At 69.7% G+C, this 15,055-nt stretch carries 17 protein-coding genes; 8 read left to right on the forward strand and 9 right to left on the reverse strand.

Going from position 1 to position 15,055, the window contains the following annotated elements; genetic code table 11:
• Window positions 1–7: 7 nt before the first annotated feature.
• On the forward strand, window positions 8–775 hold the full coding sequence (locus DFR41_RS10245; RefSeq protein WP_017757904.1) for an ABC transporter permease: 768 nt from the start codon (window positions 8–10) through the stop codon (window positions 773–775).
• A gap of 81 nt (window positions 776–856) precedes the next feature.
• Here the strand turns inward: DFR41_RS10245 and DFR41_RS10250 are convergent, their stop codons facing one another.
• A complete protein-coding gene (locus DFR41_RS10250) occupies window positions 857–1,486 on the reverse strand; it encodes a TetR/AcrR family transcriptional regulator (protein ID WP_170159340.1) in 630 nt (209 codons plus the stop codon).
• A gap of 173 nt (window positions 1,487–1,659) precedes the next feature.
• Between DFR41_RS10250 and DFR41_RS10255 the strand changes: the two genes are divergently transcribed.
• Window positions 1,660–3,243, forward strand: a complete 1,584-nt coding sequence (locus DFR41_RS10255; protein WP_114802613.1) for a phospholipase D-like domain-containing protein — start codon at window positions 1,660–1,662, stop codon at window positions 3,241–3,243.
• A 75-nt stretch (window positions 3,244–3,318) separates the two neighbouring features.
• On the opposite strand, the gene DFR41_RS10260 is transcribed toward DFR41_RS10255, so the two are convergent.
• Complete coding sequence (locus DFR41_RS10260; protein WP_017757901.1) at window positions 3,319–3,690, reverse strand: nuclear transport factor 2 family protein; 372 nt, start codon at window positions 3,688–3,690, stop codon at window positions 3,319–3,321.
• A 324-nt stretch (window positions 3,691–4,014) separates the two neighbouring features.
• Here DFR41_RS10260 and DFR41_RS10265 point away from each other — a divergent pair, with 324 nt between their 5' ends.
• Genes DFR41_RS10265 through DFR41_RS10275 form a run of 3 tightly spaced genes read left to right on the forward strand, consistent with a single transcriptional unit; the run spans window position 4,015 to window position 5,216 of the window.
• Entirely contained in the window at window positions 4,015–4,329 is a 315-nt protein-coding gene (locus DFR41_RS10265; protein ID WP_017757900.1) for an ArsR/SmtB family transcription factor, read from the forward strand.
• Window positions 4,330–4,331: 2 nt separating this feature from the next.
• The gene (locus DFR41_RS10270) at window positions 4,332–4,790 is read left to right on the forward strand and encodes an SRPBCC family protein (RefSeq protein WP_114802614.1); all 459 of its coding nucleotides are present in this window, start codon (window positions 4,332–4,334) and stop codon (window positions 4,788–4,790) included.
• Between the two features lie 12 nt (window positions 4,791–4,802).
• Window positions 4,803–5,216, forward strand: coding sequence for a GFA family protein (locus DFR41_RS10275; protein WP_017757898.1), 414 nt, complete (start codon window positions 4,803–4,805; stop codon window positions 5,214–5,216).
• Window positions 5,217–5,320: 104 nt separating this feature from the next.
• Here DFR41_RS10275 and DFR41_RS10280 read toward each other — a convergent pair whose 3' ends face one another.
• On the reverse strand, window positions 5,321–5,734 hold the full coding sequence (locus DFR41_RS10280) for an OsmC family protein (RefSeq protein ID WP_114802615.1): 414 nt from the start codon (window positions 5,732–5,734) through the stop codon (window positions 5,321–5,323).
• 481 nt (window positions 5,735–6,215) lie between these two features.
• On the opposite strand from DFR41_RS10280, the gene DFR41_RS10290 reads away from it, so the two are divergent.
• Together DFR41_RS10290 and DFR41_RS10295 are read left to right on the forward strand one after the other, a co-directional pair.
• Complete coding sequence (locus DFR41_RS10290; RefSeq protein ID WP_114802617.1) at window positions 6,216–7,076, forward strand: DUF2272 domain-containing protein; 861 nt, start codon at window positions 6,216–6,218, stop codon at window positions 7,074–7,076.
• A gap of 89 nt (window positions 7,077–7,165) precedes the next feature.
• The gene (locus tag DFR41_RS10295; protein ID WP_114802858.1) at window positions 7,166–7,615 is read left to right on the forward strand and encodes a C40 family peptidase; all 450 of its coding nucleotides are present in this window, start codon (window positions 7,166–7,168) and stop codon (window positions 7,613–7,615) included.
• Between the two features lie 45 nt (window positions 7,616–7,660).
• Here DFR41_RS10295 and DFR41_RS10300 read toward each other — a convergent pair whose 3' ends face one another.
• From DFR41_RS10300 to araD, 6 genes are all read right to left on the reverse strand, one after another.
• Window positions 7,661–8,650 carry a Bug family tripartite tricarboxylate transporter substrate binding protein gene (locus DFR41_RS10300; RefSeq protein WP_114802618.1) on the reverse strand — a complete coding sequence of 330 codons (990 nt, stop codon included), beginning with the start codon at window positions 8,648–8,650 and terminating at the stop codon, window positions 7,661–7,663.
• Window positions 8,651–8,699: 49 nt separating this feature from the next.
• Complete coding sequence (locus DFR41_RS10305) at window positions 8,700–9,659, reverse strand: 2-hydroxyacid dehydrogenase (RefSeq protein ID WP_114802619.1); 960 nt, start codon at window positions 9,657–9,659, stop codon at window positions 8,700–8,702.
• A 65-nt stretch (window positions 9,660–9,724) separates the two neighbouring features.
• Window positions 9,725–10,696 (reverse strand): tripartite tricarboxylate transporter substrate binding protein, encoded by a 972-nt coding sequence (locus DFR41_RS10310; RefSeq protein WP_114802620.1) that lies wholly within the window; start codon window positions 10,694–10,696, stop codon window positions 9,725–9,727.
• Between the two features lie 13 nt (window positions 10,697–10,709).
• Window positions 10,710–11,690, reverse strand: coding sequence for a Bug family tripartite tricarboxylate transporter substrate binding protein (locus tag DFR41_RS10315; RefSeq protein ID WP_114802621.1), 981 nt, complete (start codon window positions 11,688–11,690; stop codon window positions 10,710–10,712).
• Between the two features lie 42 nt (window positions 11,691–11,732).
• Window positions 11,733–12,443, reverse strand: coding sequence for a ribonuclease activity regulator RraA (locus DFR41_RS10320; RefSeq protein WP_114802622.1), 711 nt, complete (start codon window positions 12,441–12,443; stop codon window positions 11,733–11,735).
• Between the two features lie 70 nt (window positions 12,444–12,513).
• A complete protein-coding gene (gene araD, locus DFR41_RS10325) occupies window positions 12,514–14,244 on the reverse strand; it encodes an L-arabinonate dehydratase (RefSeq protein ID WP_114802623.1) in 1,731 nt (576 codons plus the stop codon).
• Window positions 14,245–14,347: 103 nt separating this feature from the next.
• On the opposite strand from araD, the gene DFR41_RS10330 reads away from it, so the two are divergent.
• Window positions 14,348–15,037 carry a GntR family transcriptional regulator gene (locus tag DFR41_RS10330; RefSeq protein WP_114802624.1) on the forward strand — a complete coding sequence of 230 codons (690 nt, stop codon included), beginning with the start codon at window positions 14,348–14,350 and terminating at the stop codon, window positions 15,035–15,037.
• Window positions 15,038–15,055 lie beyond the last annotated feature (18 nt).

Below are 15,055 nucleotides of genomic sequence, written 5' to 3' on the forward strand. Positions count from 1 at the left end.
CGTCCATATGAACAACAAGTTGCTCGAACGCTGGTCGCCCTGGCTGCTGCTGGTGGCCGTGATCCTGCTGTGGCAGTTCGTCTGCTCGGCCTTTTCCGTCTCGGAATTCATCTTCCCCAGCCCCTGGCGCATCTGGACCCAGTTCTGGGAGTTCAAGACCATCATCGCCGGCCATGCCTGGCGCACCTTCTGGGTGACGATGGCCGGCTTCGGCCTGGCGATCGTGGTGGGCGTGCTGCTGGGCTTCGTGATCGGCAGCTCGCGCCTGGCCTATGCCGCCATGTACCCGCTGATGACGGCCTTCAACGCGCTGCCCAAGGCGGCCTTCGTGCCGATCCTGGTGGTGTGGTTCGGCATCGGCGTCGGGCCGGCCATCCTCACGGCCTTCCTCATCAGCTTCTTCCCGATCATGGTCAACATCGCCACCGGGCTCGCCACGCTGGAGCCGGAGTTGGAGGACGTGTTGCGCGTGCTGGGCGCCAAGCGCTGGGACGTGCTGATGAAGATCGGCCTGCCGCGCTCCATGCCCTACTTCTACGCCTCGCTCAAGGTCGCGATCACGCTGGCCTTCGTGGGCACCACGGTGTCGGAGATGACCGCCGCCAACGAAGGCATCGGCTACCTGCTCATCTCGGCCGGCTCGGCCATGCAGATGGGCCTGGCCTTCGCTGGCCTGATGGTGGTGGGCGCGATGGCGATGGTGATGTACGAGCTTTTCAGCGCGCTGGAGAAGCACACCACCGCTTGGGCACACCGGGGCACGCAAGGCGGCTGAGCGCTGCGCGGGCGGATGCCGGGCGGGGCCCGACCTGCTCGGTATTCGGCGCCTGACCGCGGCGCCTGCGTGTCGCGCCGCCTATTTGCGCCGCAGCGCCGACTTGCTCGCCTGGGCCGGCGCCGCGGCCGCCGGCGGCGGCGCCAGCAGCGTGCCGAAGACCATGGCCACGAAATCGTCGTAGGGCTGGTCGCCCCGCACGACCTTGGCCCGGATCAGCGTGCCCTGCCACGCATGGAGGACGAAGCGGGCAAGGACCTTCGCATCGGCCGTGGTGGCGATCGCGCCCTGCGTCTGGGCCTCGGCGATGACGCTGGCGATGGCCGTGCTCCACAGATGGAAGAGCCGGCCGAACTCGGCCCGCGAAGTCTCGTGGCTGTCGGCGATCTCGGAGCTCAGCGACCCCAGGAAGCAGCCGCTGCGATAGCCACGGTCCTTCATCGTCTTCCAGTTGGCACGGAAGTGGCGCCTTAGCCGCGCCAGCGGCGCCAGCTTCTCGTCGTGCAGCACCTCGATGCCGTTGCGGGCGATGTAGACCTGCAGCGCTTCGAGCGCCAGTTTCTCTTTGCTGTCGAAGTGGTTGTAGAACGAGCCCTTGGGCACCCCGGCCGCATCGGTCAGGTCCTGCACGCTCGCCCCGTTGAAGCCATGCACCTCGAACACATTGAGGGCGGCATCCACGAGCTTGTGCCGGACACTGGGTCTTCCCATGGCTGATCGTCCTTGCGCGGGAGGTTGAACGGGCTCCGCATTGTGCCAGCCGGTCTGGCTGGACATAATATGACCAGTCGTCTTAGCTCCAATCCCTCGCATCGGTGGAGCAGGAGTGACGAGGCCCGAGCGCCGCGTCGCGCAGGCAGGCCCTCGCTTCAAGGAGATCACCGATGAACATGTTCGCTGGCGTGCGCGGGTGGTCGGCGTTGGCGAGCGTGGCGCTGCTGGCCTTCCTGCAGGGCTGCGTGGCGCTGGCGCCGTCGCACAACCCACCCGTCGCGGCGATGCCTGCGTCGCCGGAGGACTTTCTTTCGCGCGCCGCGGCGCAACCCGGACTGGGGCCGCAGGAGTCGGCCTTCCGTCCGCTGGCACTGAGCACCTATGCCCTCGATGCGCGCCTGGCCTTGATCGCCCGGGCCCAGCGCAGCATCGACGTGCAGTACTACCTCCTTCAGTCCGACGGCGTCGGGCGTCACTTCCTGCGCGCCCTGCGCAAGGCGGCGCTGCGCGGTGTGCGTGTGCGTGTGCTGGTCGACGACCTCTACACCGCCGACACGCAGGAACTGCTCGCGGACTTCGAAGCCACACCGAATGTGGAAGTGCGGCTGTTCAATCCCTTTCCCGCGGGGCGGCGGCTCGACGCGACACGATGGGGGCTGTCGCTGCTCGACATCTCGCGCCTCAACCGGCGCATGCACAACAAGCTGCTGGTGGCGGACGGCGTGCTGGCCGTGGTGGGTGGGCGCAACATGGCGGACGAGTATTTCCTGCAGCACGCCAGTGGCAACTTCGCGGATTTCGACCTGCTGCTGACCGGCGCCGCGGTGCCCGAGTTGGCGGCAGGCTTCGACGCCTACTGGAACAGTCCGCGCGTCCATGCCCTGGCCCGCCTGCTGCCCTCCGACGAGCCGCCAGCCGTGCGGCAGGCGCGCTTCGACGCCGCGACCGCCCGGTCGCACGACACGCTGCCGCCGCTGCCTGCTACCGCGCAGGACCTGCTCGGCTATGGCCCCGTTTCCGCCGCCCTGATGCATCCCCCCATGAAGATGCTGCGCGGCACCGTGCAGGTCCTGGTCGACGACCCCGAGAAAGCCGCCGGTCGGGCCGAGGACGGCGACGACCCGCACACCGTGACCCAGCAAACGCTGACAGCCATCCTGCGCACACAGCGCGAGCTGCTGCTGGTCTCGCCCTACTTCGTGCCGGGCGAGCGCGGCATGGCCGCGATCCGCGAGGGCCGGCGCAAGAGCGTGGCCATCACGCTGGTGACCAACTCGCTCGCGGCCACCGACGAGTCCTTCGTCAGCGCGGCCTTCGCGCGCTATCGCCCCATGCTGCTGCGCGAAGGCGTGCAGGTGGTGGAGATCAGCCCCAAGGTGCTCGACCGGGAAGCCGCCGCGCACCGGCCGGGCGGCTCCAGCGCCGGGCGCATGCACGTCAAGGGCTTCGTCATCGATCGCCGCATCACCTTCGTGGGCTCGATGAACATGGACTTCCGCTCATCCCGCCTGAACACCGAGGTCGGCCTGCTGGTGGATTCGCCCGCGCTGGCCGAGGACGTGATCCGGCTGATCGATACGCTCCGGCGCCTCGGCAGCTACCAGTTGCGGCTGTCGACTGACGATCAACATGTGCAGTGGGTCGAGACCCACGACGGCCAGGCCCAGGTCTACGACGACGAACCGGGCGTGGACCTGGCCACCCGCCTGAAGATCTTCTTCTTCTCGCGGCTGATCAGCGAAAAGCTGCTGTAGGAGCAGTCACGGCCCGGCGCCATGTGCCGGACCGAGGCGTTCCGGTACCCGGCGCCGAGCGCCGGACGCCGCTCGTCAGGCGATCGGGAACATCGCGTTGCCGGTCAGCGTCTGCGCAGCGGGCACCTCTTCCTGGATCACGTCCCAGTGCTCGACGAGTCGGCCGTCCTTCACGCGAAAGATGTCCACGCCGATCATGGTCTTGCCGCTCCAGTTGACGTAGCGGCCGTGGATGGACACGAACTCGCCGTCGTCCAGCACCAGGCCGGGCTCGTAGCGGAAGTCCGCCGGCAGGCTGGGGATGACCTGCTGGAAGAAGGCCAGGCCGTTGGGCATGCGCGGGTTGTGCTGCACATAGCCCGAGTCCCAATAGGCGTCGAGGGCACTGAGATCGCGTTGGCCGAACAGCCGCGTCATGGCGGCGAGGACCAGTTCCTTGTTGTTCATGGAGGCTCCAGTTCAGGGGGAGTGGCCCCGGAAAAGGCCACGGATACGAGGCGGAGTCGATTTAAGACGACCGGTCATATTCTGCCCGCAGGTGCCGCCGGACACAATTGCGCCGCGTTCACCCGCCAAGGGGAAGACTCCGCCACACCATTCGATCCAAGACCTTCCAACGCTCGACGAGCGGCCATTGGATGGGCTCATCGCAGTTGACGCGGCCGGCCGCGGCTGACCGCCGCCCTGCCCGGCGTGCAGTCAGCGCATCGCGTCGATCGGATTGACATGCAGGCATTTGCCTGCATAATTAGCTCGCACGCCCAAGAACGAATGGATGAAGACAAAGTTTTCAAGGCCCTGGCCGACCCGACGCGCAGGAAGCTGCTGGACCTGCTCTACGAGGACAACGGGCAGACGCTGGGCGAGCTTTGCCAGCACCTGGACATGGCGCGCCAGTCGACCACGCAGCACCTTGGCCTCCTAGAGGCTGCCCAACTGGTGACGACCGTGTGGCGCGGACGCGAGAAGCTGCACTTCATCAACCCGGTGCCGCTGCACGAGGTCTACGAACGCTGGGTACGGAAATTCGAGTGCCATCGTCTCGGACTGCTGCATGACCTGAAGAAGCAACTTGAAGGAGAGTGAGGATGAGCAAGACCTGTTTCGTCTACGTGACCTATATCCGTGCGACGCCCGAGAAGGTGTTCGCCGCCATTACCCAGCCCGACATCGCGCGGCGCTACTGGGGCCACGAGAACGTCTCGGACTGGCGTCCCGGGTCGCCCTGGCAGCACGTGCGCGCCAACGATGCACGCACCGTCGAGCTGGTGGGCGAGGTGCTCGAAATCTCGCCGCCAACGCGACTGGTCATCAGCTGGTCCAACGCCTCGCAGGCCAACGATCCGACGAGCCGCAGCCGCGTGAGCTTCGACATCGTCGAGTACGAGGGCATGGTGCGGCTGACCGTGACCCATGACGAGCTGGAGGCCGGCAGCGGCATGGCCAACGGCATCCAGAAGGGCTGGCCGATCGTGCTGTCCAGCCTCAAGTCTCTGCTGGAGACTGGCGAAGGCATCGACGTCTTCGCCAAGCCCACGCAGGCCTGAGCAGGCAGCGCTATGAACCTGCCCTACACCGGCGGATGTGCATGCGGCGCGGTGCGTTACAGCACGCCGCATGCGCCTGTATTCCAGAACCACTGCCAGTGCCGGGATTGCCAGCGCCGCAGCGGTACAGGCCATGGCTCCTGGCTGACCTTCGCGTCGAGCGCCGAGCTGGCCTTGACCGGCGAACTGCGGCACTGGGAGACAGTGGGCGACAGCGGAAACACCAAGATCCACACCTTCTGCCCGCTGTGCGGCACATCGGTGGCCCTGCGCTTCACCGCCATGCCCGATCTGGTCGCCGTGCCCGCCGGCAGCCTGGACGAACCCGCGCGCTTTGCGCCGCAGGCGGTGACCTACCGCGTGCGCGGCCTGACCTGGGACCGCGTGGATCCGTCGCTCACGGCCTTCGAGCGCATGCCGGGCTAGGGTTGTCGGCGCGATGAACGGGGGCCGCGCCGCTTCGCGAAGGGACTGGAGCAGGCGCGGCGCAGCCCGAAGGGAAACGGCCCTTTGCCTAAGGTCAGCCGGCCCTAGGCAGCCGGGCCGTCCGCCCAGCCTGTCTCGATCTCGGTCTTCACCTCTGTCATGAGCTTGTGCACCGGGCATTTGCCGGCCACGCGCAGCAACTCGTCGCGCTGGGCATCGCTGAGCGCGCCGCCCACCTGGAGCCGGGCCGACAGCCGGTAGGTGCCCTGCCGCTCCTGGCTGGCGTCGCGGTCGACGTCGACCTGGATGTCCTCGACCGGAATGCCGCGCCGCTGTGCGTACAGCAGCATCGTGAGCGCCTTGCAGGCGGCCAGCGCGGCGTCGTAGAGGTCGTGCGGCTCGGGTCCGGCGTCGGCGCCGCCGCCTGCGACCGAGGCGTCGACGGTGATGGCATGGCCGCGGATCTGCAGCGTGTGGGCAGTGCCGCTGCTGCCGTTGCGGCGAACGGTGACGGTCATTCGGTGCTCCTGGATTTGGAAGGAAGGAAAAGAAAGGGTCCGACTCAACCGCGATGGGCCGTGGCCGAAATCCACGGGACGACGGCTGCGCGACTGTGTTCGAAGTCCATGCGCCGTTCAAGCGCTGGTCGACGTCTCGGATGGACGATACAGGAGGGCCAAGCCCGGCTTCGCGCAACGCCGGTGCGACATCGCCTGCGCCGCGCGCACTGCCGCAGCACGCATCCCGCATCCCGCATCCCGCATCCCGCATCCCGCATCCCGCATCCCGCGCAGCGTATGCTCGCGCGCCATGTCTCCATCGGCTCTCGCCGCGCCGCGATCCCGCTTGCGCACCTGGGCGCAGCCCTGTCTCGCCGCCGGCCTTGTGCTGATCGCCAGCCTGCCCTGCGCCGCCGCCAGCGACACGGCAGCGGCATCGTCTCCACCTGAACGCTGCGCGGCCACGAGCGGCCAGCCTTCCCCGCCGCGCGCCCTCGCCATGGCCCGCATTGCGCAGGCCGAGCACGCCGCCTGGGGCGGCGCGCAGCTGGATGTCGAAGGTCGACTGGTCCGCAGCGGCGCCGCGGAAGCCGAGGAGCGCGGCGCCTTCGCCCGGCCCGCGCCCTGGCAGCGCGTGATGCGCTACTGGTCCGCCGTCGACGAGGCCGAGCACGCCCGCTGGCCCTCGGCCGTGCGCTTCGGCGCGCTGCGCCCCGCGCAACGCGAACTGCTGGAACAGGCACTGCAGATGGCGTCTGCCGACCTGCTCCAGGGCCTGGGCGCCGGCACGGGGGTCGGGCTGCAGAGCGACGAGCGCCGCGCCATCCGCGTCGCACTGGCCCGCGTCGCCGTGATCGACACGCCCTGGTCCGCCGCCTTCATCAGCTGGGTCGCGCGCGAGGCCGGCCTGCAGCCGGGCGAATTCGTCTTCTCCGAGGCCCATGCCGACTATGCGGCCGATGCCTGGCACACGCGCATGCAGGAAGGTTCCGGCGCCCCGTCCGCGGGCGCGATGCGGGCCTGCGACCTGCGCACCACCGCGCCCCGCGTGGGCGATCTGGTCTGCCATGCCCGCGCCGCCAGCCGCGACCTCGTGACGCTGGACGAGCTGGGCGAAGCGCTGGAGCGCCGCCGCGCCACCGGCAGCGGCCTGCCCATGCATTGCGACGTGGTCGTGCAGGTGGACGACGGCGGCTTCGACACCGTCGGCGGCAATGTGCTCGACAGCGTCACCGGGCGGCGCCTGGCCTTCGCGCCGCGCACCCGACTTCTGGATGCGAGCTATCAGCCCGGCTGCAGCGCTTGCACCGACCGTCACATGAGCACCGCACCCTGGGTGCTGCTGCTGCAATGGCGTTGATGGCAGCAGGGTCGGCGGCCAGCGGGCGCGCCGCGGCCTGCGCCAGAATCGCGGCCGTGACGCCCGGCAAGCGACTCTTCCTCTCGGCGATGCTTGTGCAGGGCCTGCTGCTGGCAGGCTGCCGCAGCGCGCCATCGCGGCCCGACCGCTTCAACTATCCCGCGCTCACGCCCGATCAGGCCAGCGACATCGCCATCCACGCCCTGGGTCTTGTCGGCACACCCTACCGCTACGGCGGCAACACGCCCGACGGCGGCTTCGATTGCAGCGGGCTGATCGGCTATGTCTACCGCACCCGCGCCGGCCTCGTTCCGCCGCGCACCGTGGCGCAGCTGGACGAGTTCGGCGAGCCGGTGCGGGTCGATGCCCTGCGCACCGGCGACCTCGTGCTCTTCGGCCGTGGCCGGCCCACGCATGCGGGCATCTATGTGGGCGGCGGGCGTTTCGTACATGCGCCGTCGACCGGCGGCACGGTGCGGCTGGATCGACTTGCCGGCGTGTACTGGGCCAAGCAGCCGGTGAGCGCCCGGCGGCCCTGACTTGTCGCGCCCCACAGCAGCCCGGCCGCACGCCCGGCATCGGCCTCAATCGATGCGCACGCCCCGCGTCTTGATCACCTGGCCGTAGCGGGCCTTGTCGGCATCGATCACCTGCTGCAGCTCGGCCGCGGTGCTGCCGCGCGGCGTGGCGCCTTGCGCGACCAGCGCCTCCTTCACCTCGGGCATGCGGGCCACCTCCTGCACGGCCGTGGAGAGCCGCTCGACGATGGCCGGCGGCGTGCCGGCCGGCGCCATCACGGCCGTCCACGAGCCGGACTCGGCATTCGGCACGCCCAGTTCGGCCAGCGTCGGCACGTCTGGCATGGCGGGCGAGCGCTGCGCGCTGGTCACGGCGAGCGCGCGCAGCTTGCCGGCCTTGACGTAGCCAGAGGTCTCCAGCACCGAGGCGAAGAGCATGTCCACATGGCCGGCGATCAGGTCGGCCATGGCAGGCCCGCCGCCCTTGTAGGGCACATGGCGCAGCTCGATGCCCGTGGCCTGCTGGAAGATCTCGCCGGTGAGGTGCGGCGATCCGCCGTTGCCTGAGCTGGCGAAGGTGTACTTGCCAGGCGAGGCCTTGGCCAGTGCGACCAGCTCCTTGGGCGTGCGCGCCGGCAGCGCGGTGTTGACCACGAACGCGAAGGGCAGCTCGGCGAACAGCGACACCGGCGCGAAGGCCTTGTCCGGGTCGTAGGGCATCTTGTAGAGCCAGGGATTGATGGACTGCGTGCCCACGTTGCCGAAGAAGAGCGTGTAACCGTCGGGCTTGGCCTTGGCGACCAGGTCGGCACCCACCAGGCCGCCAGCGCCGGCGCGGTTCTCCACCACCACCGACTGGCCCAGCTTGGCACTGAGGCGCGTGGCCAGCAGGCGCGCCGCGATGTCGGTGCCGCCGCCCGGCGAGAAGGGCACGATCAGCGTGATCGGCCGCACGGGATAGGCGGACTGCGCCAGCGTGCCCAGCGGTGCCAGGCCGGCCAGCGCGCTCAGTGCCAGAAGGGCACCGCGGCGCCGAAGGAAGGGTCTTGTCTCCATGGGATCTGCTCCTCGTTGGTCTGTGAAATCGTCGAAGGGCGCTTGCGCCTCAGGCCGAGCCCGGCACCGGCACGCGGACCCGGCCGGTCGCGAAATAGCTGGCCAGGTTGTCCATCACGAGGTCCGCCATGGCCTGCCGGGTCTCGTGCGTGTTGCTGGCCACATGGGGCAGCAGCACCACGTTGTCCATGGCGAACAGGGCCTCGGGCACCTGTGGCTCCTGCTCGAAGACGTCCAGCCCGGCGCCCGCGATGCGGCCCTGCTGCAGCGCCTGCACCAGCGCCGCCTGGTCGACCACCGTACCGCGCGACACATTGACCAGGAAGCCCTGCGGCCCCAGCGCGTCGAGCACCGCCGCCGAGATCAGCCCGCGCGTGGCCGGCCCACCGGCGCTGGCCACCACCAGGAAGTCGGCCCAACGCGCGAGGCCCTCGAGCGTGGGCTCGTAGCCGTAGGGCACGTCGTCCACCGGCCGGCGGTTGTGGTAGCGCACCGCCATGTCGAATCCGCCGGCGCGCCGGGCGATGACGCGGCCGATGCGGCCCAGCCCGACGATGCCCAGTCGCTTGCCGCTCACGCGGCGGCTGAGCGGGAACTGCCCGCGCAGCCAGTCGCCCCGGCGGGTGAAGCGGTCGGCCGCGCTGAAGCGGCGCGCCACGTCCATCACCAGGCCGAAGGCGGTGTCGGCCACGCAGTCGTTGAGCACGTCGGGCGTATAGCCGACGGCAATGCCTCGCTCCCGGGCGCGCTCGACACCGATGGTCTCGAAGCCCACGCCGAAGTTGGAGATGACGCGCAACGAGGGCAGCGCATCGATCAGCGCGCGCGGCGCACCGATGCGCGCCGTGCAGGCGATGCCGTCGAACTGCGCGCCCTCCGCCGCCAGGAAGGCCGCGGGGTCCGGCTGCGCCTGCAGAAGGGTGAGGCGATAGGTGGCGGCCAACGCCTGTTCGAGCTGCGGCAGCAGCGGGCCGTTCTGGAGGATGCGGGGTCGGGTGTCGAGGGTCATGGTTCTGTCGGGCATTGCACGGACGGTCGCGCGTGGGCGATGTTCGAAAAGGGCCGTGCCGGTGCTCACTCGGGCTGGATGCCGGCCTGGCGGGCCACCAGCGCCCACTTGGCCATCTCGCTGGCTATGAAGGCGCCGAACTGCAGCGGCGTTCCGCCGCCCGGCTCCATGCCAGCGTTCTGGAAATGCTGGCGCACCTCGGGCAGCGTCAGGATGCGGTTGACTTCGGTATTGAGGCGGCCAATGGCCGCCGCCGGCGTGCCGGCCGGCGCCAGCAGCCCGCCCCAGGTGCTGGTCTCGTAGCCGGGCAGGCCCGCCTCGGCCATGGTGGGCACGTCGGGCAGCATGGCCACACGCCGCGGCGTGGTCACGGCCAGGGCGCGCAGCTTGCCGGCCTTCACCTGCGCGTTGACCGCCGCCAGCGTGTCGAACATCAATGCCACACGGCCACTCATCAGGTCCGGATGCGCCAGCGTGCTGCCCTTGTAGGGAATGTGCGTGAGGTCCAGCCCCGCCATGCTCTTGAACAGCTCGCCCGAGAAATGCGGCGCACCGCCCGAGCCGCTGGAGGCGAAGGCCAGCTGGCCCGGCCGCGCCCTGGCATAGGCGATCAGCTCCTGCACGCTGCGCACCGGCAGGCTGGGCGCCACCACCAGCACCAGCGGTACCACATGGGTCAGCACCACGGGCTCGAAGCTGCGCAGCGTGTCGAAGGGCAGCTTGCGCACCATGCTCGGGTTGATGGCATGGCTGCTGGCCACCAGTGCCAGCGTGTGGCCGTCGGGCGGGCTCTTGGCCACGAAGTCGGTCCCGATGATGCCGGTGGCTCCGGCGCGGTTGTCCACCACCACCGGCTGGCCCCAGGCCTCGGAGAGCTTCTGGCCGATGAGGCGAGCGGCGAGGTCGATGGCACCGCCCGGCGAGGCGGGCACGACGATGGTCAGCGAGCGGCTGGGAAAGGCGGTCTGCGCCGCGGCCGGCAGGGCCCAGGCGGCCGCACCGGCGCCCAGGACGCCGAGCAGGTGTCTGCGTTGCATGGCGCGCGCCCTTTCAGTCGGCGGTGGCGCCGGACTTCTTCACCAGCTCGGCCCAGCGCGGAATCTCCTGCGCCATGAAGTCGCGCAGCTCCTCCGGCGAACTCGCCACGATCTCCATCGCGAGCTGGCCTTCGAGCTTGTCCTTGACGTCGGGCTGGCGCAGCGCCTTCACGATCTCCGCATTGAGGCGCTGCACGATGGGCCTGGGCGTGCCCTTGGGGGCATAAACGGCCTGCCAGGACGACATCTCGAAGCCGGGCAGGCCGGCCTCGATCATGGTGGGCAGCTGCGGCTGCAGTGCGATGCGCCTGCCCGTGGTCACGGCCAGCAGCTTGAGCTTGCCGCTCTGTACGAGCGGCAGCGCCGCCGTCACCTGGTCGAACATGAAGGGCACGAGGCCCGCCGCCACGTCGGTCATGGCCGGCGGTGTTCCCTTGTAGGGCACGTGGGTGAGCTTGACGCCGATGGCGTCGGCGAACATCTCGCCGGCCAGGTGCGTGGACGTGCCCGCGCCCGAAGACGCGAAGTTGCGCTTGGACGGGTCCTTCTTCAGCAACGCCACCAGCTCGGCCACCGAGTTGACGCCCAGCTGCGTGTTCACGATCAGCACGTTGGGCAGGCGGGCCGTGAGGCAGACCGGCTCGAAGTCCTTCACCGGGTCGTAGGGCAGCTTGCGGTACAGGCTGGCATTGATGGCATGCGTGCTGATGGTGCCGCCGAAAAGCGTGTAGCCGTCGGGCGCGGCCTTGGCCACGTAGGCGGCACCGATGCCGCCGGCCTGGCCGGGGCGGTTGTCCACCACCACCGACTGCTTGAGGCTCTCGCCCAGCTTCTGGGCCAGGGTGCGGCCGACGATGTCGGTGGAGCCGCCCGGCGTGAAGGGCACCACGTAGGTGATGGGCTTGGCGGTGGGCCATTCGGCCTGGGCCAGGGCCACACCGGGCAAGGTCAGGGCAATGCCGGCCTGCAGGGCCTGGCGGCGGTTGATGGTCATGCGCTTGTCTCCGTTGTTGTATGTGGGGTCGGCCTGGGCGGCTCAGCGAGCGCGCTCGGCGCGCCAGGCGGCGAAGTCGATGCGGCTCTGTTCTTCCGTGGGCGGGTACAGGCCGAGGATGGATCGACCCTCCATCACCTTCTCCTGCACGAAGTCCTCGAAGGCCGTCATCTCGGTGGCCTCGGCCGCGATCTCGTCGGCGAGGTGGGCCGGGATGACGACCACGCCCTCCGCATCGCCCACCACCACGTCGCCCGGGAACACCGGGGCATCGCCACAGCCGATGGGGCCGTTGATCTCGATGGCCTCGTGCAGCGTCAGGTTGGTCGGGGCGCTGGGCCGGACGTGGTAGGCCGGCATGTCGTAGCCAGCGATGTCGGGACTGTCCCGAAAGCCGCCGTCGGTGACCACGCCGGCCACGCCGCGCTTCATCAGCCGCGCGACCAGGATGCCGCCGGCCGAGGCGGCCCGCGCATCCTTGCGGCTGTCGATCACCAGCACGGCACCGGGCGGGCACTGCTCCACGGCCTGGCGCTGCGGATGGTTGCGGTCGAGGAAGACGTCGATGCGATTGCGATCCTCACGTGCCGGCATGTAGCGCAGCGTGAAGGCCTCGCCCACCATGTTGGGCAGGCCGGGGTTCAGCGGACGCACGTCCTGGATCGTCTGGTGGCGCAGCCCGCGCTTGAACAGCGCGGTGCACAGCGTGGCGGTGCTGACCTTCATCAGCAGCGCGCGGGTCTGGTCTTTCACGAGGGGCTCCTGTCGGAAGGGGAATTCGGTGCGAGGGGCACGGGCGGCCTGCCGACGCGCCCGGCCGGGGTCAAAAGATGTCGGGCTCCGGCACGGGCTGGCCAAAGCCGGTTTCGAGGAAGTCGAAGTCGCAGCCCTCGTGGGCCTGCTTGATGTGGCGGCCGAACATCCAGCCGTAGCCGCGCTCGTAGCGCGCCGGCGGCGGGGCCCAGGCGGCGCGACGGCGCGCGAGTTCCTCGTCGCCCACATGCAGGTGGATGCGGCGCGCGGGCACGTCCACGCTGATGCGGTCGCCCGTCTGCACCAGCGCCAGCGGGCCGCCGACGGCCGCCTCGGGCGAGCAATGCAGCAGGCAGCCGCCGTAGCTGGTGCCGCTCATGCGCGCATCCGACAGGCGCAGCATGTCGCTGACGCCCTGGCGCAGCAGCTTGGTGGGGATGGGCAACATGCCCCACTCCGGCATGCCGGCGCCGCGCGGGCCAGCATTGCGCAGCACCAGGATGTCCTCGCCCGTGACGTCGAGCCCGGGGTCGTCCACGGCTTTCTTGAGTGAGGGATAGTCGTCGAACACCAGCGCACGGCCGGTGTGCCGTAGCAGGTGCGGCGCGCAGGCACTGGGCTTGATGACCACGCCGTCGGGCGCCAGGTTGCCGCGCAGCACGGCCAGCGCGCCTTCGGCATAGATGGGGTTGTCCAGCGGCCGGATCACGTCCGCGTGGTGCACCTCGGCACCGGCGATGTTCTGGCCCAGCGTGCGGCCGTTGACGGTGAGCGCCTCGGTCTGCAGGTGGCCGCGGATCGCCTCCAGCAGGGCGCGCAGGCCGCCGGCGTAATAGAAGTCCTCCATCAGGTAGGCATCGCCGCTGGGCCGGATGTTGGCGATCACCGGCACGCGGCGGCTGGCGGCGTCGAAGTCCTCCAGGCTGACCGGATGGCCGGCGCGCCGCGACATCGCGATCAGATGGATGATGGCGTTGGTCGAACAGCCCATCGCCATGGCGCAGGCGATGCCGTTCTCGAAGCTGGCGCGGCTGAGCAGGCGCGCGGGCGTGAGGTCTTCCCACACCATCTCGACGATGCGACGGCCGCAGTCGGCACTCATGCGGATGTGGTTGGCATCGGCGGCAGGAATGCTGCTGGCGCCCGGCAGCGTCAGGCCCACGGCCTCGGCGATGCCCATCATGGTGGCGGCCGTGCCCATGGTCATGCAGGTGCCGTGGCTGCGGGCAATGCCGGCCTCCATCTCTCGCCAGGCGGTCTCGTCCAGTCGGCCGGCGCGGCGCTCGTCCCAGTACTTGAAGGCGTCGGAGCCCGACCCCAGCACGCGGCCCTTCCAGTTGCCGCGCAGCATGGGGCCCGCGGGCAGGTAGATGAAGGGAATGCCCATGCTGGTGGCGCCCATCACCAGGCCGGGCGTGGTTTTGTCGCAGCCGCCCATGAGCACCGCGCCGTCCACCGGATGGCTGCGCAGCAACTCCTCGGTCTCCATCGCCAGGAAGTTGCGGTAGAGCATGGAGGTGGGCTTGACCATGCTCTCCGACAGTGAAATGGCCGGCAGCTCCAGCGGCCAGCCGCCGGCCTGCAGGATGCCGCGCTTGACGTCCTCCACCCGCTGCTTGAAGTGGCTGTGGCACTGGTTGGCATCGCTCCAGGTGTTGACGATGGCGATGACGGGCTTGCCCATCCAGTCCTCGTAGCCGTAGCCCATCTGCAGCACGCGCGAGCGGTGGCCGAAGGAGCGGAAGTCGTCGGGGGCGAACCAGCGCGCGCTGCGCAGGCTCTCGGGGGTGCGGCGGGTCATGAAGGGGCGTGTCTCCGATGCCGCCGGTGTTCGTCGATCCGGCGGTCGAGATGCATTGAAACACTAATATATTAGTGCGTCAAATGCCAGAATCCGGGCGCTGATGGCTCCCCTGTCCAAGACCCGACTCGACCGCACGCGCCTGGCCGCGCCGCAGGTGCTCGAAACGCTGCGCGGCGCGATCCTCGCGCTCGACCTTCCCCCCGGCTCGGTGCTCGCGCGCCAGGAGCTGGCCGACCATTTCGGCGTGAGCCAGACGCCGGTGCGCGAGGCCCTGCTGCGCCTGGCCGAGGAAGGGCTGGTGGATGTGTTTCCGCAGCACGCCACGCTGGTCAGCCGCATCGACATCGCGGCCGCGCGGCAGGCGCACTTCCTGCGCCGCTCGCTGGAGCTGGAGTTGGTGCACCAGTTGGCCACGAGCGCGCCGCCCGAGCTGCTGGCGCGGCTGAAGGCCACGGTGACCCAGCAGTCGGCGCTCGCCAAGGCCCAGCGTTATGGCGACTTCGTGGAGGCCGACCGCGACTTCCACCGCCTGATGTACGAGGCCGCCGAGGTGCCCGGCCTGTGGACGCTGGTCAACAAGGCCTCGGGCCATGTGGACCGGCTGCGGCGGCTGCATCTGCCCACGGCCGGCAAGACCGAGTCGATCCTGCGCGACCACCGCGCCATCGTGCGCGCCATCGAGGCCGGCGACCCGGCCGCCGCCCAGCAGGCGCTGCGCACGCACCTGTCGGGCACGCTCAGCGCGGTGGACGAAATCTGCCGGCAGTACCCCGACTACGTGCTCGTCTGAGCACGGTCGGGTCCGCCT

Origin of the sequence: Pseudacidovorax intermedius (assembly GCF_003350475.1) — a bacterium.
In the GTDB taxonomy this organism is placed as follows: Bacteria; Pseudomonadota; Gammaproteobacteria; order Burkholderiales; family Burkholderiaceae_C; genus Xenophilus; species Xenophilus intermedius.